Genomic DNA, 19200 nt, shown 5'->3' with positions numbered 1-19200 from the left:
CTTACCGAGCGATGAGGATGTAGCGGCGCGGCGTGCCGGCACTGGCGAGCAGCCGCAGACGCACGCGCGTCGGGCGCATCCGCAAGGTCAGGACATAGGGCACGATCTCGTCGATCTCGGGCTCGTCCTCGAACCGCTGGGCGACCATGAAGTTGTTCATGCACTGCCCGACCGCGTCGAAGAACGGTACGCCGAGGACCGCGGCAGGATCGAGCCCGGCCATGCGCGCTTCGGTCGCGTTGTAGACCTGGACGATCGTGTCCGCGCCGAAGCCGACCACCCCGAACGGCAGGGCATCGCGCGCGTCCGCGCTCATCGCTTCGAGGTCGCGCAGGGCAACCGCTTCAAAACCCGACTCATTTGGCGACACGGCTGTAACTCCCTTACAACCGGCTTATGCCTACGAGAGCGTTAAGCATCGGCTAAAATGGCGCACGATCCGGCGGGCTTGATCGGGAAGGATCGAGCGTGATCCGGCAGGGTCTGCCTCGCCGCTATGCCGGCACTATGCGAAGGACGGAAAACGATCTCGAAATGCTACGGCGCGCGCGATAGCTGGAGGGCCACGAAGGGATTTGTGGCATGGCAGCGTGGCATCGAGACTGGCGGACCGACCTTGGTCTTCGCGGGGCGGGGGTGATCCTGTGCGCGGTGGCGTATCTGGCGATCGCGCAACTGGTGGCGCTGTGCCTGCCGTCGCGCGGCGGCGAAATCCTCGCGCATGGATCGGCGATGTATGGACCGGCGACGTTTGCGCTGGCGACAATCGGGTTCCTCGGCGCCAGCGCGGGCAGCGTCCTTGTCCTGTGCGGCACGCATATCTTCGACGAGATCGTCATCAGCGCGCGGTGGCGGGCCAGCCGCATGCCGCACGATCGAGCGGGCGAGTCATGCAACTCGGATCAGGTTTATGAGGATCTGGTCTGAAGGCTGCGTCGAAAGCGCGACCATCCGATTTCGGCTTATGAGGCGCGCGTACGGGCAGATGGGCCAAGTCCTACTCGGTAAGGCGCGTGCCGACGGCGGCGAACAGGGTGCCAGAAACCCAGAACCAGTGAAGCCCTCTCGGTTTTCAACGGCATAGGCAGGCAGACATAGCCGATCTCGCGCTGCCGCCGCCTTTCCCGCAGCGGGTCAAGAATTAGGACGGCCGATCAACGGCGTCCAAAGGTGGGAGTGGGAAGGAAAGCGGACGTTCGTTACAGGTCGTTCCGCCATGCCGATCGAGCCATGAAAGCAGTTTGGCACAGAGCAACAAACGCGAAGCTGCCGAAAAGCGTCAGGGTCACCGTTTCATGTTCGAAGATCGAGCCGGTGACGATCATGGTCGCGAAGCCAAGCCATGCCGGAAGGCCGACGATAAGCGTCAGCGCTTTCAGCCAGCGGGGTAACAGACGCCAAGATGGGTCGAAGGACCACATAACCACAGCACTCATCTAACGGTGAAGGCACCACTGCAATGTCCGCGATTGGGCGAAAGCGACATGGTTATCCTCATCGTGCTGCGGTCGCGCCGAGCATTACTACTTGCCGGGTCGGCGTGTCGTTTCGCATCGCGAGGGTGACGTGCTGGACTCTGCCGGGCATAAGCCGCCGCATGACCAGTATGATCGCCGTCGATAGCCCGGCTTCCGCGCTTGCTCCCGCGTCAGTCTCAACGTCGGTCGCCGAGTTCGGCGCGGAATCGGTGAGGGCCCGGCCATGGCACGCATGACGAAAACGCGCGTGCGGATCCTGTTGCAGCGGCATGCGCCGAGTGCGCTCGTCTGGCGGCGGCGTGTTGCGATCCTCGGCGGGGCGATCATGATCGGCATCGTCGCGCTCGGGTTCGCGGCGGCGGCGGATCGGGCAGGCGAGGCGTTCACCGATATCGTCGCGCGCTGGTGGTGGGCGCCGCTGCTGATGACGCCGGTGGGGTATGCGGCGATCGCGTGGATCACGCTGCGGGTTGCCCCGGCGGCGCGTGGATCGGGGATCCCGCAGGTCATGGCGGCGACGCGCGATCCCGATCATGCGATGACCGGGCTGGTCTCCGCCAAGACGGTCATCGTCAAGCTGGTGCTGACGATCGGGACGCTGTTCGTCGGCGCCTCGACCGGGCGCGAGGGGCCGACGGTGCAGGTCGCCGCGTCGATCATGGGCTATGCACACCGCGTGATGGCGATCCCGTTGCGCGCGTCGGTGTTCATTGCCGGTGGCGCGGCGGGCGTCGCCGCGGCGTTCAACACGCCACTCGCCGGGGTCGCCTTCGCGATCGAGGAACTGGCCGCCGCGTACGAACAGCGGATGACGCTGCTGGTGATGACCGCGGTGCTGATCGCGGGGATGGTCAGCCTCGGGCTGTCGGGGGATTATGTGTATTTCGGGGTGATGCGGCAGACGCTGAACGTCCGCGAGACGCTGCTCGCGGCGCCCGTTGCGGGGATATTGGGGGGCCTGGCGGGGGCGCTGTTCTCGCGGTCGGTGATCGCGACCGGGCGGACGCGGCTGGCACCGGTGGCGTGGCTGCGCGCGCATCCGATGCTGTTCGCCGGCGGGCTCGGGCTGGTCGTGGCGATCATCGGGGTCGCGAGCGGGCTGACCTGGGGGACCGGATACGGTGCGGCGCGCGGAATCATCACCGGCGGCGACGTGCCGCACTGGTTCGGCGCGGCGAAGTTCGTCACGACGCTGGCGACCGCGGTTTCGGGCATGCCGGGCGGGATCTTCGCGCCGTCGCTGTCGGTCGGGGCCGGGATCGGCGACATGCTCCGCAGCATCTTCCCCGATTATCCACCTGGCGCGATCGTGCTGCTCGGGATGGTCGCGTATTTCACCGGCGTGGTCCGCGCGCCGCTGACCGCGGTGATCATCATCTCCGAGACGACCGCGAGCCGCGGGCTGATGATGCCGCTGGTCGCCTCTGCGCTGATCGCCGACTTCGTCGCGCAGGCGGTGTCGAAGGAGCGGCTGTATCATGTTCTGTCGGCGGGGTTCCTGCGCAAGGACGGCGTTGCGGTGGCGGTCGCAGGGCATGAAGGTCCGACTGCCGACCGCGACGATCGCGGGCACTGAGCGCCGCGCCGTCGCGGACCGACAGCGCCGGTTCAGACCGCACGGTCTAGGCGCGCACCCGAAGCTCGAAATCTGGAATCACGTCGCGCATGGTCAGGAGTTGGATAGGGCGGGTGGTGGCCTGCGCGGCGCTTTCGCTGATCGGGACGCCGGCGGCGGCTGAACAGGCCGTGGCGCCGGCTACGCAGGCCGCCGCGCCAGGCGTGCAATTGCCGGTCGACGCGGCGATGCAGGACGCGGCGGTCTATGCGCAGCGGTTCGGCATGCCGCTCGATACCGCGATGCACCGGTTGCGCGCGCAGGCGGAGAGCGTGGCGACGACCGATGCGCTACGGACGGCGTTTGCGGATCGCTGGGCGGGAGTCGCGATCGAGCACCAGCCGGACTATCGGATCGTCGTGCTACTGACCGGCACCGATCCCGTGCCCGATCGCATGATCGCGGCGGGCGGGATCGTCGTGCCGATCGTCTTCCGTACCGGCGCGGGCGCGACGCGGGTGGCACTGCTCGCTGCGCTGTCCAAATATCAGGCGATGATCCGCCAGTCGCTGCCGCATCCGCCCGGCATGGGTGTCGACCAGCGGACCGGCGAGCTGGTCGTGGCGATCTCGTCGGGCGATGCCGACCTGAACCGCGACGGCACGCTGCGCGCGCGGATCGCGGCGCTGGCCGGGGTGCCTGTCCGGATCGAGGTGCTCGACCAGCCGGCGACGACGATGGCCGAGCAGATCGGCGGTCCCGCGACTTTGCCCGACTCGACCGTTGGCGCGATAGCTAGCGAACCGATCCGGGGTGGCGCGCGCGTCATCGGCACGGTGGATGGCAAGCGTTACGCGTGCACGACCGGGTTCACCGTGACCGATGGCACGCGCTACGGCGTGGTGACCGCGGCGCATTGTCCGGACACGCTCACCTATGTCGATGCGGAACGGCACGAATGGCCGCTCGACTATGTCGGGCAATGGGGGTGGGGCTATCAGGACGTGCAGGTGAACGTCGCGAGGGGGGCGCTCGGGCCGTTATTCTATGCCGATACCGCCAAGACGCTGGCGCGCCCGGTCGTCACCTGGCGCTATCGGACGAGCACGCGTGCGGGCGACTTCGTGTGTCACCGCGGCGAGCGGACCGGTTATAGCTGCGCGCTGATCGCGATGGTCGATTTCGCCCCCGCGGGCGATCTGTGCGGTGGCGCGTGCCTGCCGACCTGGGTGGCGGTGGAGGGGCCGACTTGCCGGGGGGGAGATAGCGGGGCGCCGGTGTTCGAGGGGACGACCGCGCTCGGGATCGTCAAGGGCGGGACGTATGCCAAGAACGGGACGTGCCTGTTCTATTATTACATGTCGACCGACTACCTGCCGCCGGGGTGGACGCTGGTGCATCAGCCAGCGGCGGTGCCCGTCATGGTTCAGCCTTTGCCCACAGTCGCCGACACCGCGCGCTGATCGGCGGGGAGCAGCGCGCGCGCGGTCTTGTAGCAATCCTCGACATGCGCGTTGCCGATCAGCTTCATCGCGCCGAAACTGATCGTCGCGGCGACCGCCGAGCCGGCGAACGGCACGAACTTGGCGATCGAGCCGGCGGCGACCCGCGTCGCGATCCGGCGCAGCAACGATGCGACGATCCGCTTCGTCACCATCCGGCCGATCATCGTGTTGCCAAGGCTCGACGCCATCACCAGCGCCTGCTGCGCGAGATGCGGCTCGAGTTTCTGTACCTGATCGTGATCGAGCCCGAAGCGGTTGCTGATCTGCGGCAGCAGCTTGGTCAGCAGGCCGATATCGGCGACCAGATCGGCACCGGGAATCGGCACCACCGCGGCACCCGCCGAGAGCATCGAGCGCGTCGTGACGAGGCGTTTGCAGTCGTCGCGGACGCGGTCGAGTTCGGCGATGGTGTCGATCATGATGGTATGTTCCTGACAATAGTGGCCCGACAACGCACCGCACCCGTGCTGGTGCCATCGGCGGCCCATCAGACGGCGATCGGGACTGGTGGTGCGCGCAAAAGCCGGTAGGACCGGCGCAAACAACGGCACAAACGAACGGTGGAGACGGATATGGCTGGGCAGACAATAGGCGTGATCGGCGCGGGGCAGATGGGTGCGGGGATCGCGCAGGTGTCGGCACAGGCGGGGTACCGCGTGCTGCTCGCGGACGTGTCGCTGGAGGCTGCGACCAAGGGCAAGGCGGGAATCGCCAAGGCGCTTGGCCGGCTGGTCGAGAAGGAGAAGATCGCGGGCGAGGCGCGTGATGCGGCGCTCGCGCTGATCGAGCCGGTCGCGAGCGTGGGGGACATGGGCGACTGTGCGATCGTGGTCGAGGCGGCGACCGAGCGCGAGGCGGTGAAGCGGGCGATCTTCGCCGAGGTCGGCAAGGTGCTCGGCCCGGACGCGATCCTGGCATCGAACACGTCGTCGATCCCGATCACACGCCTCGCACAGGCAGCGCCCGATCCGGCCCGGTTCATGGGGGTGCATTTCTTCAATCCCGTCCCGGTGATGCGACCGATCGAGCTGATCCGCGGCCTCGCGACGTCGGACGCGACGGTGGCGGCGGTCGAGGCATTTGCGGAAAAGCTCGGCAAGCAGGTGGTGCATGCCAACGACGCGCCGGGCTTCATCGTCAACCGCGTGCTGATGCCGATGATCAACGAGGCGTGCTTCGCGCTCGGCGAGGGCGTGGCGAGCGTGCGCGACATCGATCTGGCGTGCCAGCTCGGGCTGAACCATCCGATGGGGCCGCTGACGCTGGCGGACTTCATCGGGCTGGATACGTGCCTGGAAATCACGCGCGTGCTGTTCGAGGGGACCGGCGATCCGAAGTTCCGGCCGGCGCCGGTGCTGGTGAAATATGTCGAGGCCGGGTGGTTCGGGCGGAAGACCAAGCGCGGGTTTTATGATTATTCGGGCGCGGAGCCTGTGCCTACGCGGTGAGGGCCTACGCCTGGCTGCAACCACTCTTGAATATCTGTTGCCATAAAAGACTGCGGCTCTACTCTAACGTTGGAATATTCGAAGAGGAACGCGCGTCTTGCTCAGCATCGATAAGGAAGGCCGAGTAAATCATGCGCGGATCAAAGCGCATATCATCGGTGGTTTGGGCCAGGGGCGCCTTGGCGTCGTCCATGGCATAATCGTTCATCAGACGGGCGGGGCAACGGCACAGGCGGCTTTTGCCGGCTATGCCAGTCGACCTTACGGAATGCATTTTCTGATCGATAAGGATGGGACGATCTACCAGAACGCGTCCCTGCTTTATTATACGAACCATGTCGGTAAGTTGAAGGCGCGGTGCCTGTCCGAGCATAGTTGTTCGGCCATCGATATGAAGCGCTACGCCAAATTCTCTCCGAGCACTGAAAATCGACTGGAGTCGGCGAAGGCATACCCCGCGCGATATCCCGCAAACAAGGACAGTATCGGTATCGAACTGGTCGGCGAAGTATCGGCGAAGACTGGTGAATTCGTGCAGGTCACGGAGGCGTAGAACGCATCGCTGAAGTGGCTGGTCGGCGAGATCGCGGCGACGTTCCACGTGCAGATGACCGAGGTGTTCCGGCATCCGCTGGTGTCGCGGAAAACCCCCTCAGAGGCGAGTACGGCACGGTGGTGATTGCGATGCTGATGGCGCTGGCTGCGCATGGCGGCTGCACGGTGGGAACCGAGGACATGCCGCCGCTCTGTCCGACTGGTCTGCCCGCGGTTCGGCGTATCGTGATCGAACGCGTCGGCCATCGTGCGTATCGGGAAGACGGGGAACGCGTCGCCTGCGCGACTTTCAAGCCAACGGCGACGCAGGTGAAACGGTTCTTTGCCACTGCCAAGACGGTCGATCAGGGCGCGGCGGATGCCACCCTGGACAGATCGCCGTGCCAAGCCTCCGGTACGATCACGTTCGTCGATGGGAGTAAGGGGCGTTGGACAATCGAGCAGCTGCGCGTCGGTATGCTGACGCGCGGGCGGACGCGCACTCTGCTATTTTGCAAGGCATGTCGCACGCGTCCGTTTATATGGTGACGGGCACGCTGCGCCGTTGCGCGTCGCCGTCATGCCAAACGGGCCCGAGCACAGACGGCAGCAGCGCGACCGCACGATCGAGCCCCTCTGCCGTCTCGGGAACGGCGTGCTGAAAGTATCGCTATAGGCCATAGCGATACTGCAAGTGCATTGGAAACAAACGAAATATATTCGGGTCGATGGAGCCGCCGTATTTGCCCTCATGCGCGGTGACGCGGCGGTTTTCAGCATTGTTCGGATAGTGTTCGACGGTGTCGGATGTCGTCGTGTCTTTTCTCATCTCCGCTCCCTCCCACCCATGACGCAATAGCTTGCTAATGAACTCGCTTTTATACGGGCGGCCCGCGCAGGGCGCGCAGGGAACAGTATAAGGGGAACGCGATATGCGGCCGAACAATAGTAAGTGGTTTGTTTTGACCGGGATTGCCGCCGTCTTCGGCGCGGTGTTCGGGATGACCGGGGCTCGATCCTTGTCGGGCGGCGCTGCGATGATCGTCTTCGTCGTGTTTTTCGTCGGCGTAGTGGCGTTCCTGGTCTGGTCGCTGTCCGCGAACAAGGTCGGCAAGAAGGCCGCGCCGCAGGTGTTGGCGGATGCGCGTGCGATGAAACCCGCCGCGGGAACCGCGCGGATCTATGTCGTGCGACGCGGCTATATGGGCGGCATGGTCGGCATGAGGGTGGACATTCGCGGGGTCGCATCGGGGCAGATCCGGATGAACCAGTTCGTCATGGCCGAGGTGTCGCCCGGCACCTACACGGTCGAGACGGCGATGGCGCGCAACGGAGTCAAACCGTCGAACGCCGAGACCATACTGACCGTCGCGAGCGGCGATGTCGTCGTGATCCTGGCGATGCTGCAGGTGAAATCGCTGCACTCGACCACCACGCAGGAACGGATCCTCGGCGCGGAAGCGCAACGCGCGGTCGCCAAGACCAAGATGATCGAATGGACGAGCCGGACTGGCGGCTAGTTCGCGCGAGATGCCGCACCGTTGACGAACCAAATGGGATAAAGAGCTTGACATCGTCACGCTCGCTTGGTACATAACAGGAACGCTGAAGAATTGCGGGTCGGGTTGTAGGGCTCGGCGGAGGAAGGCCGGGACGGGCGGGGTGGGAGCCTCGATCGTCGCCGGCCTTTTCGCGTTCTGGCGGTCGTTTCGGAAAGGGAGAACCGATGGCGCATACGCAGTCCGTCGCGCTGGCGGAAACACAGGATCCTGCGCCGGCCGATATCGTCGCAGGGCACATCCGGATCGGCGGACACTCGGTCGAAACCGCGGTCGCCGAAACCGCCGTTCCTGAAACCGCCGTTGCTGAAATCGGTGGGGCTGACATCGCGGTCGCTGACACCACGATCGCCGAAACCACGATTGCTGAAACCATGGCCATTGGGAGCCAGCCCGTTGGCGCCGAGATGACAGGCGCGAAGGACAGGGCGACGATCTCGACGGGGACGACGGAGACGGGGACGACGCGGGCGCGGCAGATCAGAGGGGGCAAGAACCGCCTCGTGCAAATCCGCAAACCGCGCGCGAACGAATGGAGCGCGGCGATGCAGATGCGGTTCCTGGGGGCGTTGGCGATGACCGGTAACGTGACGACATCGGTCGCGGCGGTCGGCATGTCGGTCGGCGGTGCGTATAACCGGCGCGCGCGCGATCCGGCGTTCGCTGCGGGATGGCAGGCTGCGCTGGTGCGGGGGTACGAACGCCTGGAAGAACTGTTGCTGGCGACCGCGCTGGAATCGGTCGGCGGCGGCACCGTCGGGGGGGCCGTCGGGGAGACCGTTGCCGGTGGAACGACAGCGGACGACGAGAGCGGGGATGTTGGTGGGGGTGTTGGTGATGGGGGCGGGGCGGCGACGGGGCCGCTTGGACGGGGGCAGGCGGTGCCCGGCGCCGGTCTGATCAAGCTTTCGAGCGTGACCGCTATCCAGTTCGCCCTGTCGATGTTGAACCAGCATCGCGCGGACCAGGCGCGCGGTCGCAGGAAGAACCAGACCCATCGGGCGACATCGATCGACACCGACGCCGCGCTGGGCAAGCTCCTGGATTCGCTGGCACGACGCATGGCGAAAGACTCGTGACGGGGAAGCGGTGCGCGGGTCCCGACGACGCGGACGGTCCGGTCGCCGGGACGGACCCTCGCGAGGGCGGCACCGCGAACGCCGAGCCGGTGTCACGCAAGCGCAAGGGCGTGCCGCGTCCCTGGGTGGAGGCGGCGCGGGTCGCGGAGGCGGTGTCGGCCGCGGGGCCTGCCGCGGGGCCTGCCGCGGTACCCGACCCGGCACCTGACTTGGAGCCGGATCGCGATCTGGTGGCGGAGCTCGCGCGGTTGCCGATCGTCCACCGCGCGGAGATCGTGCGCAAGCTGACGCTGGGCCAGCGCAACGAGTTGCGCGATCGGTGGCGACACTGGGCGCATGCGGGGCAATATCCGCCGGAGGGCGACTGGCGGATCTGGCTGATCCGGGCGGGGCGGGGCTTTGGCAAGACGCGGGCGGGGGCGGAATGGGTGTGGCAGATCGCACGCGCGGACCCCGACGCGCGGATCGCGCTGGTCGGGGCGACGCTCGACGACGTGCGACGGGTGATGATCGAGGGCGAAAGCGGACTGATCGCGGTGGCGCACGACGACGAGGAACCGGCGTGGCGCGGTGCGGTGGGCGAGCTGCACTTTGCGAACGGCGCGAAGGCCTATGCCTATTCGGCGGAAGCACCGGAATCGCTGCGCGGGCCCGAGCATGGCTGGGCGTGGTGCGACGAGCTGGCGAAATGGCGGCACGGCGATGCGACCTGGGACAATCTGATGATGGGATTGCGGCTGGGCGAGACGCCGCGCGCGCTGGTGACGACGACGCCGCGGCCGATCGCGCTGATGCGACGGTTGATGGCGCTGCCCGACCTGGTCGAGACGCACGGGCGGACGCGCGACAATCCGCATCTGCCGGCGAGCTTCGTCGCGGCGGTGACGGCGACCTATGCGGGGACGCGGTTGGGGCGGCAGGAGCTGGATGGCGAGCTGATCGAGGATGTCGCGGGGGCCTTGTGGACGCGGGAACTGGTGGAGTCTCGGCGGGTGGCTTTTGCGCCTGAAGTGAGGCGGGTCGTCGTTGGGGTGGATCCTCCCGCTGGCAGTGTGTCGGGGGGGCCGGGGGATGCCTGCGGGATCGTGGCGGTTGCGCTGGGGGGCGATGGGTTCGGGTATGTGCTGGAGGACGCCAGCGTTTCCGGTGCCAGTCCTGAGGGGTGGGCTCGGGCTGTGGCCGAGTGTGCCGCGCGGCATGGCGCGGACCGGGTGATCGCGGAGGCCAACCAGGGGGGGAAGATGGTGGGGAGCGTCCTTGCCGGGGCTGATCGGGCGATGCCGGTGAAGCTGGTGCATGCTTCGCTGGGGAAGGTGGCGCGGGCCGAGCCGGTGGCGGCTTTGTATGAGTGTGGGCGGGCTTGGCATGTGGGGGCGTTTCCGGACCTGGAGGACGAGCTTTGCGGGCTGATCGCGGGCGGGGGCTATGAGGGGCCGGGGCGGTCGCCGGATCGGGCTGATGCGCTGGTTTGGGCGATGACCGAGGTGATGCTGGGGCCGCGGGCGCGGGTTTCTGTGCGGGTGCTTTAGGTTTGCCCTCTTCCTTTCGGGGAGAGGGAAGGAGGAGCTCTTGCGACGGGAGGGTAAGGGGTGGTTGGGATTTTGGTCCCGAGCCTCACTCCCCTCTCCCTCCCACGCGCAAGGGCGCGCGGGCCCCTCCCTCTCCCCGTAGGGGCGAGGGAATTTCAGGAGAACATCATGAAATTGTTCGGGTGGAAATCCGGGCGCGATGAGTCGCGGCCGGTGTTGTCTCGGTCTGCGGCGGCCGGATTCGGGGGCGCGATCGGGGGCTCTGCGTTTGGCGAGTGGCCGCGGAGTTACGAGGCGCAGGTGCGCGAGGCGTATCTCGATAATCCGATCGCGCAGCGGGCGGTGAAGCTGGTGGTGGAGGGGCTGGGGAGTGCGCCGATCGTTGCGTCGGATCCGGCGTTGCTCGCGCTGGCGACGGTGCGGTCGGGGGGGCAGACGCTGATCGAGACGGTGGCGGCGCACCTGATGCTGCACGGCAATGCGTATGTGCAGGTGCTGCGCGATGTCGAGGGCGGGGCAGCCGAGCTTTATGCGCTGCGACCCGAGCGGGTGACGGTGGAGCCGGATGCCAGTGGGTGGCCGGCTGCTTACCGGTACCGGGTGGGGGAGCGGGTTTCGCGGTTGCAGGCGGATCCGGTGCGGCCGGAGGTGATCCACCTGAAGAGCTTCAATCCGGTGGATGATCATTATGGGCTGGGGTGCCTGGGGGCGGCTTCGGGGGCGGTGGCGATCCACAATGCGGCGGCGCGGTGGAACAAGGCTTTGCTGGATAACGCGGCGCGGCCTTCGGGGGCGTTGATGTACGATCCGAAGGACGGCGCGGTGCTGTCGACCGAGCAGTTCGAGCGGTTGCGGGGCGAACTGGAGGCGTCGTTCTCGGGGGCGGGGAATGCGGGGCGGCCGATGCTGCTGGAGGGGGGGCTCAGGTGGCAGGCGTTGAGCTTGTCGCCGGCGGATATGGATTTCGTGGGCACGAAGGCGGCGGCGGCGCGGGAGATCGCGCTGGCGTTCGGGGTGCCGCCGATGCTGCTCGGGCTGCCGGGGGACAACTCGTACGCGAATTACCGGGAGGCGAACCGCGCGCTGTGGCGGCTGGCGATTTTGCCGCTGGCGACCGCGGTGCTGGGCGGGATCGCGCAGGGGCTGGCCGGGTGGTTCGAGGGGGCGGCGATCTCGGTCGATCTCGACCGGGTGCCGGCGCTGGCGGAGGATCGTGAGCGGCTGTGGGGGATGGTTTCTGCGGCTTCGTTTCTTAGCGATGCTGAGAAGCGGGCGTTGCTCGAGATTCAGGAGGTGGCGTGATGGATGGGGCGGTTTTGGCGCAGTTGATGCGGCAGGGGGCTGAACGCGGTGTCGACCTGGTGACGCTGCGGGCGATCGTGGAGGAGGCGGGGGAATTGGGGGCGGCTCGGGCGCTGGCGCGGGTGGCTTTGAGTGATGAGCGGGCTCGGGAGGACGTGGCGGAGTTGCGCGAGCTGCTGGCGGCTTGGCGGGATGCGAAGCGGTCGGTGTGGAAGGCGGTGGTGGGGTGGATCGCCAGGCTGGCGATGGCGCTGATGCTGGCGGGGCTGGCGGTTAAGCTGGGGTTTGCCGCGTGGTTGAAGTGATCCCTCGATACGCCGTCTCGACAGGCTCGACAGCTACTCGGGACGAACGGGGCGGGGTGGTGGCATTCGCTGGGTATGCGGCGGTGTTCGATGTTGTCGATCGGGCTGGGGACGTGATGCGGCGGGGGGCTTTTTCCGGGGCTGGGGTGGTGCCTTTGTTGTGGCAGCATCGTGGGGGGGCGGTTGGGTCCTTGTCCGTCGTTGCGGAGGATGCGCGGGGGTTGCGGGTCGAGGGGGTGGTTGAGGATCTGGAGCTGGCTCGGTTGGTGCGGGCTGGGGCGGTGGCTGGGTTGTCGGTTGGGTATCGGGCGACTTCGGTGCGACAGGGGGTGCGGCGGGAGTTGCTGGCGGTCGAACTGGTGGAGGTTAGTCTGGTGGCGGTGCCTATGCAGGCTTTGGCTCGGGTTGAGGTGCTCCGTCATCCTGACGAAAGTCAGGACCCAGAGCCGTGAGCGACGGTGTTCGGTACCCTGGGTCCTGACTTTCGTCAGGATGACGGGAGAAATTTCGTGAGGCGTCCTGCGGGGCGCCTTTTTTCGTTTCATGTGAGGAGATGGACATGAGTGTTGTTGACCGGCCGGTTTTGGCGGGGGCTTCCCCCTTGGCGCAGAATGCGGCGTTTGCGGGGTTCGTTCGGACCGGCGCTACGCTGGAGATGAAGGCGTTTACCGGGGTGACCGGCGACGCGGGCGGGTTTGCGGTGCCGCGGGAGATCGATGCTCAGATCGATACGTTGCTGAAGGCGGTGTCGCCGATCCGGGCGATCGCCAATGTCGTGAAGGTGGGGTCGGCGGGGTATCGCAAGCTCGTTACCACGGGTGGTACGCCGTCCGGTTGGGCGGCGGAGAATGCGGCTCGGCCGGAGACCGCTTCGCCGGTGTTCGTCGAGATCGCGCCGCCTACGGGGGAGCTGTATGCCAATCCTTCGGCAAGCCAGGCGATGCTCGATGACGCCGCGTTCGATGTCGAGGAGTGGCTGGCGGGCGAGATCGCTATGGAGTTTGCGAAGGCCGAGGGGGCGGCTTTCGTGTCTGGCTCGGGCGTGTCGCGGCCTAAGGGGTTTTTGACTTCGGCTACTGCTGCGACCGCGGATGGCGTGCGGGCTTTCGGGACTTTGCAGTATCTGGCGAGCGGGACCGCGGGGGACTTTTCGGCGAACCCGCAGGAGCGGTTGATCGATCTGGTTCAGTCGTTGCGCGGGCCTTATCGACAGGGGGCCAGCTTTGTCATGAATGCGGCGACCTTGGCGCGGATACGGAAGTTCAAGACCACCGATGGCGCGTTCGTCTGGGCGCCTTCGCTGGCGGCTGGGGTGCCGGCTACGCTGCTGGGGTATCCGGTGGTGGAGGCCGAGGACATGCCGGATATCGCGGCAAATGCGCTGGCGATCGCGTTCGGGAATTTCCGCGCGGGGTACATCATTGCGGAGCGGACGGAGACGGGGATCCTGCGCGATCCGTATTCGAACAAGCCGTTCGTGAACTTCTACGCGACCAAGCGGGTCGGTGGGTGTGTGACGAACTCCGAGGCTATCAAGTTGCTGAAGTTCTCGGTGGCTTGAGCTGTCCCTCTCCCCGTCGGGGAGAGGGAAGGAGGAGCACTTGCGACGGGAGGGTGAGGGGGAGTTGGGATTCACGTCCCGAGCCTCACTCCCCTCTCCCTCCCACGCGCAAGGGCGCGCGGGTCCCTCCCTCTCCCCGGAGGGGCGAGGGAAAACAGGAGAAGTCTGATGACGGGGTCGGCGATTTCTGCCGGGGTGATCGCTGAGGTGGTCGTCGCGGCTAGGGCTTTGTTGCGGGTGGAGACGGGGGAGGACTTGGTGCTCGCGCGGTTGGCGTCGACGGCGCTGCTGCTGGGGGAGGCTTTTCTGGGGGCGGCGGTGATCGTGCGGCCGTTCGAGGATGTGGTGACCAGTGCGGCGGGGTGGCGGCGGTTGGTGGTTGCGCCGGTTACCGTGATTGCCGGGCTGACCGGGCTGCCTGGCGAGGGGGCGCCGTTCGTGTTGGCGGTCGGGGCCTATGCGGTCGATATCGATGCGGATGGGGTCGGGTGGGTTCGGGTTCTTGCCGCTGGGTCGGCTGGGCGGGTGGCTGTGGCGTATTCGGCGGGGCTGGCCTTGAGTTTCGAGGCGGTACCGGCGCCGATCGCGCAGGGGGTGGCGATGCTGGTCGCGCATCTGTTCGATCACCGGGAGAGCGACGTCGCGCCGCCGGCGGCGGTGGCGGCTTTGTGGCGGCCTTACCGGCGGATGCGGCTTGGTTTGGCGGTGCATTCGTGAGTGGGCGGGTGGTCTTGCAGGCGGCGATCGTGGCTCGGTTGAACGCGGTGCTGGACGTGAGCGTGTTCGATGCACCGCCGGTGCGTGGGGGGCTGCCGTATGCGGTGGTCGACGAGCCGGTGTTGTCGGACTGGAGCACGAAGACCTGGGTCGGGCGCGAGGGGCGCATTCTTTTGACGCTGTTCGATGGGGGGGAGCGGCCGGTTCGGGCGCGCGCTCTGCTGGCAGCGGCGGAGGAGGGGTTGGAGGCGCTTCCGCCCGATCTGGGCGAGGGGTGGCGGGTGGTTCGGTTGGCGCTGGTTCGGTCTCGGGTGCTGCGGGTCGGGGATCGGTGGCGGGGGACGTCGGAGTTTCTGGTGCGGATGTACCGCGAGAGCTGAGTGGCACGGTTTTGGGGGAGACGGACATGGCGGTGGAGAAGGGGAGTGCGTTCCTGCTGAAGGTGGGGAACGGGGCGGTGCCGGTGGTCTATGCGACCGTGGCGGGGCTGCGGACGACGCAGATGTCGGTGAATGGGGAGGCTATCGTTGTTACCACGAAGGACTCTGGCGGGTGGCGGCAGTTGTTGTCTGGGGCTGGGGTTCGGAGTGTGTCCGTTTCGGGGGCTGGGGTTTTTACGGGATCGGTGGCGGAGTTGCGGGTGAAGGCTAGCGCGCTGACTGGGGTGCTCGATGATTATCGGCTGGCGTTCGAGGGGGGGGACACGATGACGGGTAAGTTCTTGGTTTCTCGGTTGGATTACGCCGGGGATTTCAATGGGGAGCGGTCTTATACGCTTAGCCTGGAGAGTTCTGGAGCTGTTGTTGTGGGTTAATCTCCCTCGCCCCTTTGGGGAGAGGGAAGGAGGAGCCGCTTGGCGACGGGAGGGTGAGGGGTTTTGGGATTTAGGTCCTTAGCCTCACGCCCCTCTCCCTCCCACGCGCAAGAGCGCGCGGGCCCCTCCCTCTCCCCGGAGGGGCGAGGGGATTTTTGGAGAATTCTCATGGGTGATTTGGCGAATCCGGTTCGGGGGGAGGGGTCTCTTCGGGTTGGGGGAGAGGTGCTTGTGCTTCGCCCTAGCTTTGCGGCGCTGGTCGCGGCCGAGGGGGAGTTGGGGCCTTTGTTTGCGCTGGTGGAGCGCGCGGCGGAGGGGAAGCTTGGGATCGGGGAGATGGTGGGGCTGTTCTGGCATTGTCTGCGCGAGTGTCCCGAGGGGGTTACGCGCGAGCGGTTGGGGGAGGCTGTCGTCGAGGCGGGGCTGGCGGCGGTGACGCCGGTATTGCGGGTGTTGTTGCGGCAGATCCTGGCGGGGAAGTGACGTTTTCCGACAATGCGGCGCGGTTGGCTGGCTTTGCTGGCGCGGTGCTCGGGTGGGCGCCGGAGGTGTTCTGGCGGGCTACGCCAGCGGAATTGGCGGGCGTGGTGGGGGCTTTGGTGGGCGATGTGACGGCGCCGCCCGATGCTTCGACGATCGCGCGGTTGAGGGAGGCTTTTCCTGATGGATGATCTTGATGCGGCGCTGGTGAGCGTGCGGGCGGATACGACCGGGTTCTCGCGTGATGTGGAGGCGATGCGGGGGGAGTTGGAGGGTGTTCTCGGCGCTGGGGCGGAGCGGGCTTCGCTGCGGGTCGAGGCGGGGCTGTTGCGCGCGGTGCGGTCGGGGAAGCTGGGGTTCGAGGAGCTTAAGGGGGTGGCTCTGTCGGCGCTGGATGCGATTGCTTCGGCGGCTTTGAAGGCTGGGGTGCAGTCGGTTCTTAGCGGGGGCGGGTTGAGTGGGGCGCTTGCGGGGCTGGTTGGTGGGTTGCCTGGGCGGGCGACTGGCGGGCCTGTGTCTCCGGGGCGGGCTTATGTCGTGGGGGAGCGGGGGGCGGAGGTTTTCGTGCCTACTTCCAGCGGTCGGGTTGAGGCTGGCGTGCCGGGGGGCGTGCGCGAGGTGAGGGTGGCTATCACCGTGAATGCTGCCGGGGGGAGTGCGCCTGGGGTTTTGGCGCAGTCGAGCCGGCAGGTGGCGCGCGCGGTGAAGGCGGCTTTGGCTAGCGAATAATCCCTCTCCCCGCCGGGGAGAGGGAAGGAGGAGCCGTAGGCGACGGGAGGGTGAGGGGCTTTGGGATTGGCGTCCCGTGCCTCACGCCCCTCTCCCTCCCACGCGCAAGGGCGCGCGGGCCCCTCCCTCTCCCCGTAGGGGCGAGGGAAAGAGGAGGAATTTATGGCGCATTGGCTTTGCTCCGGGCGGACTGTGCAGGTCGAGGGGCTTGTGTCTCGGTTCGATCCTCGGTTCTGGACGGTGGATTTTCCTCGGCCGATGATGGCTTCCGTTGTGACCACCGGTCCCGCTTCGCTGCGAGTGGATGCGGTGTTTTATAAAGCGGACGATCTCGCAGGGGTGATCTGGGAGGCGGTGGACCGCTTCGATCATCCTTTGCTGAAGTATGAGACTTCGCGGGATTTTCGGGACTGTCGACTGCGGTTTCGGTGGCGGTCTTTCGGGGTGATGGCGTTGGATGCCATCAATGGGCCCACTCTCACGATCGAGGGGCGGGATGCTGCTGGGGCGGCTCGGTCCTAATATGTGCGGTTGTGGAATTATGCGGTGGGGACGCCGGAGGATGCGGTCGTTTCGCTCGATTTCGGGGCGATGGTGGGCGGGTATGAGCTGCCTGAGGATAGCGATCCGGTGTGGGCTGGGGATATCGACCGGATGTTCGTGTCGGTGGTGCCGCCGGACTATACCGAGGTCGATGTTCCGCTGGCCGGGACGCGTGAGGGGTGGGTCGAGTGGACCGATCTCGTCTGCGAGGGGCCGGGGTCGGTGCTGGCGATCGGCGATGCCGTCGTGCCCGAGCACGGGGTTCGGATCGCGGGCGGATATGACGACAGTTATAACCTGACGCCGGCGCGGTTGCTGCGGAATGCGCTGCATCTCGGGTATCGGGGGAGCATCACGCATTATGTCGGGATGAGCCATTATTTCCGGCTCGAGGAGGCAGGCGGCGGGTTTTACGTTTCGGCGACGGGGGGCGTTTTGAACGCGGCTTGTGCAGCGTGGCATCGGGATTTTGCCGGGCGCGCGGGGGCGCTTGGGTTCGATGTCATCTGGTCGCTGAGTTACGAGCTGTTCGATGCGCATTGCTGGAACGACTGGAAGCAGCGGGCTGCCGATGGCGCGCCCGCGCTGACCGGGTGGGAGCCGCCGTCGACGCTGCTGTCGCCGGCGCATGCTGGGGCGATGGGGTATCTTCAGGCGGTCGCTCGGGCTTTTCTGGGTATCGCGGTTGCGGCGGGGTTGGCGCCGAAGTTCCAGGTCGGCGAGCCGTGGTGGTGGGTGATGCCCGATGGGCGGCCTTGCCTGTACGACGCGAGCGCGGTGGCGGCGTTTGCGCCCGTCGCGATGGGGAGCATCCTGGGGCCCAAGACGCCGGCGCGGATCACGACGCTGGATGCGGCCGGGGTGTGTCTGGCGGCGTCTACCGCTGCGCTTGTCGCGGCGGTGCGGGCGGAGGCGCCGGGGTGCGTGACGCATCTGCTGACGTATCTGCCGACCGTGCTGGATGCGGCGGCGCCGGAGGCGAAGCGCGCGAACATGCCGGTGGGATGGGCGAGTCCGGCGTTCGATGTGTTGCAGCTCGAGGATTACGACTGGGTGACGGCGGGGGATTCGGCATCGTCCGCGGAGGGTGTGGCGGTGGCGTTCGCGCGGCTCGGCTATCCGGTCGAGAGGCAGCATTATCTGTCGGGGTTCGTGTTGCGGCCGGACCAGGCGGTGCAGTGGGGGCTGATCGAGGCGGCGGCTGGGGTCGCGCGGGCTCGCGGGGTGGCAGAGACGTTCCTCTGGGCGCTGCCGCAGGTGATGCGGGACGGGTTCGTGCATTTCGATACTGCTGGGGAGGACGAGCCTGTGGATGCGTTCGATGACGTGCTGTTCCCGTTGGAGTTGGGGCGTGAGGCGGAGGTCGCGCCGGGATTCTCGACCGCGATCCTGACGAGTGCGGGCGGGCGGGAGGCGCGCAATGCGAGCTGGGCGGAGGCGCGGACCGCGTACGATGTCGGGCCGGGGCTGCGGAGCGAGGCGGATATCGGTGTGCTGCTCGCGTTCTTTCGTGCGCGGATGGGGGCGGCGCGCGCGTTTCGGTTGCGCGATCCGTTCGACTTCGCAGCGGGCGGCCAGGCGATCGGGACCGGCGACGGCGTCGCGCGGCGGTTCGCGCTGGTGAAATGGTACGAGCGCGCGGCGCGGCGGATCACGCGGCCGGTGGCGGGCAGCGTTTCGGTGAGCGTCGACGGGGTCGGGACGAACGCGTTCGCGGTCGAGGCTGGCGGGTGGGTGGTGCTGGATGTGGCGCCTGCCGTGGGTGTGGCGGTGACTGCCGGGTTCGTCTTCGATGTGCCGGTGCGGTTTGCCGAGGATCGGTTGAGTGTGGCGCGGGCGACGTTCCTGGCGGGAGTCGCCGCGAGCGTGCCGTTGGTCGAGGTGCGCGAGGCCTAATGTCCCTCTCCCGGTCGGGGAGAGGGAAGGAGGAGCCGCTTGGCGACGGGAGGGTGAGGGGCGGTTGGGATTCCGGTTCCGAGCCTCATGCCCCTCTCCCTCCCACGCGCAAGGGCGCGCGGGCCCCTCCCTCTCCCCGGAGGGGCGAGGGTTCTCTTTGGAAGGA

Annotated in this window: 23 protein-coding genes and 1 pseudogene; 20 read left to right on the top strand and 4 right to left on the bottom strand. The window is 67.1% G+C overall.

Going from position 1 to position 19200, the window contains the following annotated elements; translation table 11 throughout:
* Position 1: 1 nt before the first annotated feature.
* The gene (locus ASF09_RS08950; RefSeq protein WP_060525911.1) at positions 2-316 is read right to left on the bottom strand and encodes a hypothetical protein; all 315 of its coding nucleotides are present in this window, start codon (positions 314-316) and stop codon (positions 2-4) included.
* A gap of 266 nt (positions 317-582) precedes the next feature.
* Here ASF09_RS08950 and ASF09_RS08945 point away from each other — a divergent pair, with 266 nt between their 5' ends.
* Complete coding sequence (locus ASF09_RS08945; protein WP_060525910.1) at positions 583-927, top strand: hypothetical protein; 345 nt, start codon at positions 583-585, stop codon at positions 925-927.
* Between the two features lie 272 nt (positions 928-1199).
* Here the strand turns inward: ASF09_RS08945 and ASF09_RS08940 are convergent, their stop codons facing one another.
* A complete protein-coding gene (locus ASF09_RS08940; protein WP_060525909.1) occupies positions 1200-1421 on the bottom strand; it encodes a hypothetical protein in 222 nt (73 codons plus the stop codon).
* 289 nt (positions 1422-1710) lie between these two features.
* Between ASF09_RS08940 and ASF09_RS08935 the strand changes: the two genes are divergently transcribed.
* Complete coding sequence (locus tag ASF09_RS08935; protein ID WP_443024980.1) at positions 1711-3054, top strand: chloride channel protein; 1344 nt, start codon at positions 1711-1713, stop codon at positions 3052-3054.
* Between the two features lie 116 nt (positions 3055-3170).
* Positions 3171-4496, top strand: a complete 1326-nt coding sequence (locus tag ASF09_RS08930; RefSeq protein ID WP_235529764.1) for a S1 family peptidase — start codon at positions 3171-3173, stop codon at positions 4494-4496.
* Here the strand turns inward: ASF09_RS08930 and ASF09_RS08925 are convergent.
* Positions 4460-4957, bottom strand: coding sequence for a hypothetical protein (locus ASF09_RS08925; RefSeq protein WP_060525907.1), 498 nt, complete (start codon positions 4955-4957; stop codon positions 4460-4462). The two genes, ASF09_RS08930 and ASF09_RS08925, sit on opposite strands and share 37 nt — an antisense overlap.
* 153 nt (positions 4958-5110) lie before the next feature.
* Here ASF09_RS08925 and ASF09_RS08920 point away from each other — a divergent pair, with 153 nt between their 5' ends.
* The 3 genes from ASF09_RS08920 to ASF09_RS08910 all read left to right on the top strand — a co-directional run bounded on the left by ASF09_RS08920 (position 5111) and on the right by ASF09_RS08910 (position 7069).
* Entirely contained in the window at positions 5111-5986 is an 876-nt protein-coding gene (locus tag ASF09_RS08920; protein ID WP_060525906.1) for a 3-hydroxyacyl-CoA dehydrogenase NAD-binding domain-containing protein, read from the top strand.
* A 97-nt stretch (positions 5987-6083) separates the two neighbouring features.
* A complete protein-coding gene (locus ASF09_RS19765) occupies positions 6084-6539 on the top strand; it encodes a peptidoglycan recognition protein family protein (RefSeq protein WP_200912553.1) in 456 nt (151 codons plus the stop codon).
* A 131-nt stretch (positions 6540-6670) separates the two neighbouring features.
* Positions 6671-7069, top strand: coding sequence for a hypothetical protein (locus tag ASF09_RS08910; RefSeq protein ID WP_060525904.1), 399 nt, complete (start codon positions 6671-6673; stop codon positions 7067-7069).
* A gap of 121 nt (positions 7070-7190) precedes the next feature.
* Here ASF09_RS08910 and ASF09_RS20280 read toward each other — a convergent pair whose 3' ends face one another.
* Entirely contained in the window at positions 7191-7349 is a 159-nt protein-coding gene (locus tag ASF09_RS20280; RefSeq protein WP_156359296.1) for a hypothetical protein, read from the bottom strand.
* Between the two features lie 133 nt (positions 7350-7482).
* Between ASF09_RS20280 and ASF09_RS08905 the strand changes: the two genes are divergently transcribed.
* The 14 genes and pseudogenes from ASF09_RS08905 to ASF09_RS08840 all read left to right on the top strand — a co-directional run bounded on the left by ASF09_RS08905 (position 7483) and on the right by ASF09_RS08840 (position 19034).
* Complete coding sequence (locus ASF09_RS08905) at positions 7483-8040, top strand: hypothetical protein (protein ID WP_060525903.1); 558 nt, start codon at positions 7483-7485, stop codon at positions 8038-8040.
* Positions 8041-8246: 206 nt separating this feature from the next.
* A complete protein-coding gene (locus ASF09_RS08900) occupies positions 8247-9158 on the top strand; it encodes a hypothetical protein (protein ID WP_060525902.1) in 912 nt (303 codons plus the stop codon).
* A 230-nt stretch (positions 9159-9388) separates the two neighbouring features.
* Positions 9389-10687, top strand: coding sequence for a DNA-packaging protein (locus tag ASF09_RS08895; RefSeq protein WP_443025004.1), 1299 nt, complete (start codon positions 9389-9391; stop codon positions 10685-10687).
* A 168-nt stretch (positions 10688-10855) separates the two neighbouring features.
* Complete coding sequence (locus ASF09_RS08890; protein ID WP_060525901.1) at positions 10856-11989, top strand: phage portal protein; 1134 nt, start codon at positions 10856-10858, stop codon at positions 11987-11989.
* A complete protein-coding gene (locus tag ASF09_RS08885) occupies positions 11989-12294 on the top strand; it encodes a DUF6127 family protein (RefSeq protein WP_183129183.1) in 306 nt (101 codons plus the stop codon). Before ASF09_RS08890 ends, ASF09_RS08885 begins: the two co-directional genes overlap by 1 nt.
* On the top strand, positions 12282-12746 hold the full coding sequence (locus ASF09_RS08880) for an HK97 family phage prohead protease (protein WP_327196563.1): 465 nt from the start codon (positions 12282-12284) through the stop codon (positions 12744-12746). Before ASF09_RS08885 ends, ASF09_RS08880 begins: the two co-directional genes overlap by 13 nt.
* 107 nt (positions 12747-12853) lie before the next feature.
* On the top strand, positions 12854-13855 hold the full coding sequence (locus ASF09_RS08875; protein ID WP_060526291.1) for a phage major capsid protein: 1002 nt from the start codon (positions 12854-12856) through the stop codon (positions 13853-13855).
* A 168-nt stretch (positions 13856-14023) separates the two neighbouring features.
* Entirely contained in the window at positions 14024-14572 is a 549-nt protein-coding gene (locus tag ASF09_RS08870) for a head-tail connector protein (protein ID WP_060525900.1), read from the top strand.
* Positions 14573-14601: 29 nt separating this feature from the next.
* The gene (gp17, locus tag ASF09_RS08865) at positions 14602-14952 is read left to right on the top strand and encodes a tail completion protein gp17 (RefSeq protein WP_162237245.1); all 351 of its coding nucleotides are present in this window, start codon (positions 14602-14604) and stop codon (positions 14950-14952) included.
* 26 nt (positions 14953-14978) lie between these two features.
* On the top strand, positions 14979-15386 hold the full coding sequence (locus tag ASF09_RS08860; RefSeq protein WP_056060976.1) for a phage tail tube protein: 408 nt from the start codon (positions 14979-14981) through the stop codon (positions 15384-15386).
* A 168-nt stretch (positions 15387-15554) separates the two neighbouring features.
* Positions 15555-15869 (top strand): gene transfer agent family protein, encoded by a 315-nt coding sequence (locus ASF09_RS08855; RefSeq protein ID WP_060525898.1) that lies wholly within the window; start codon positions 15555-15557, stop codon positions 15867-15869.
* Positions 15866-16057 carry a phage tail assembly chaperone gene (locus tag ASF09_RS08850; protein WP_060525897.1) on the top strand — a complete coding sequence of 64 codons (192 nt, stop codon included), beginning with the start codon at positions 15866-15868 and terminating at the stop codon, positions 16055-16057. Before ASF09_RS08855 ends, ASF09_RS08850 begins: the two co-directional genes overlap by 4 nt.
* Positions 16047-16595: a tail tape measure protein gene (locus ASF09_RS08845; protein WP_082444206.1), complete on the top strand. Its 549-nt coding sequence runs from the start codon at positions 16047-16049 to the stop codon at positions 16593-16595. Before ASF09_RS08850 ends, ASF09_RS08845 begins: the two co-directional genes overlap by 11 nt.
* A gap of 162 nt (positions 16596-16757) precedes the next feature.
* A pseudogene (locus ASF09_RS08840) lies at positions 16758-19034 on the top strand (DUF2460 domain-containing protein).
* The last annotated feature ends 166 nt before the right edge of the window (positions 19035-19200 follow it).

It is taken from the genome of Sphingomonas sp. Leaf242 (genome assembly GCF_001422045.1).
Classification (GTDB): Bacteria; Pseudomonadota; Alphaproteobacteria; order Sphingomonadales; family Sphingomonadaceae; genus Sphingomonas.
Note: the sequence above shows the minus strand (reverse complement) of the source record. Positions and strands in the feature narration are given on the sequence as shown.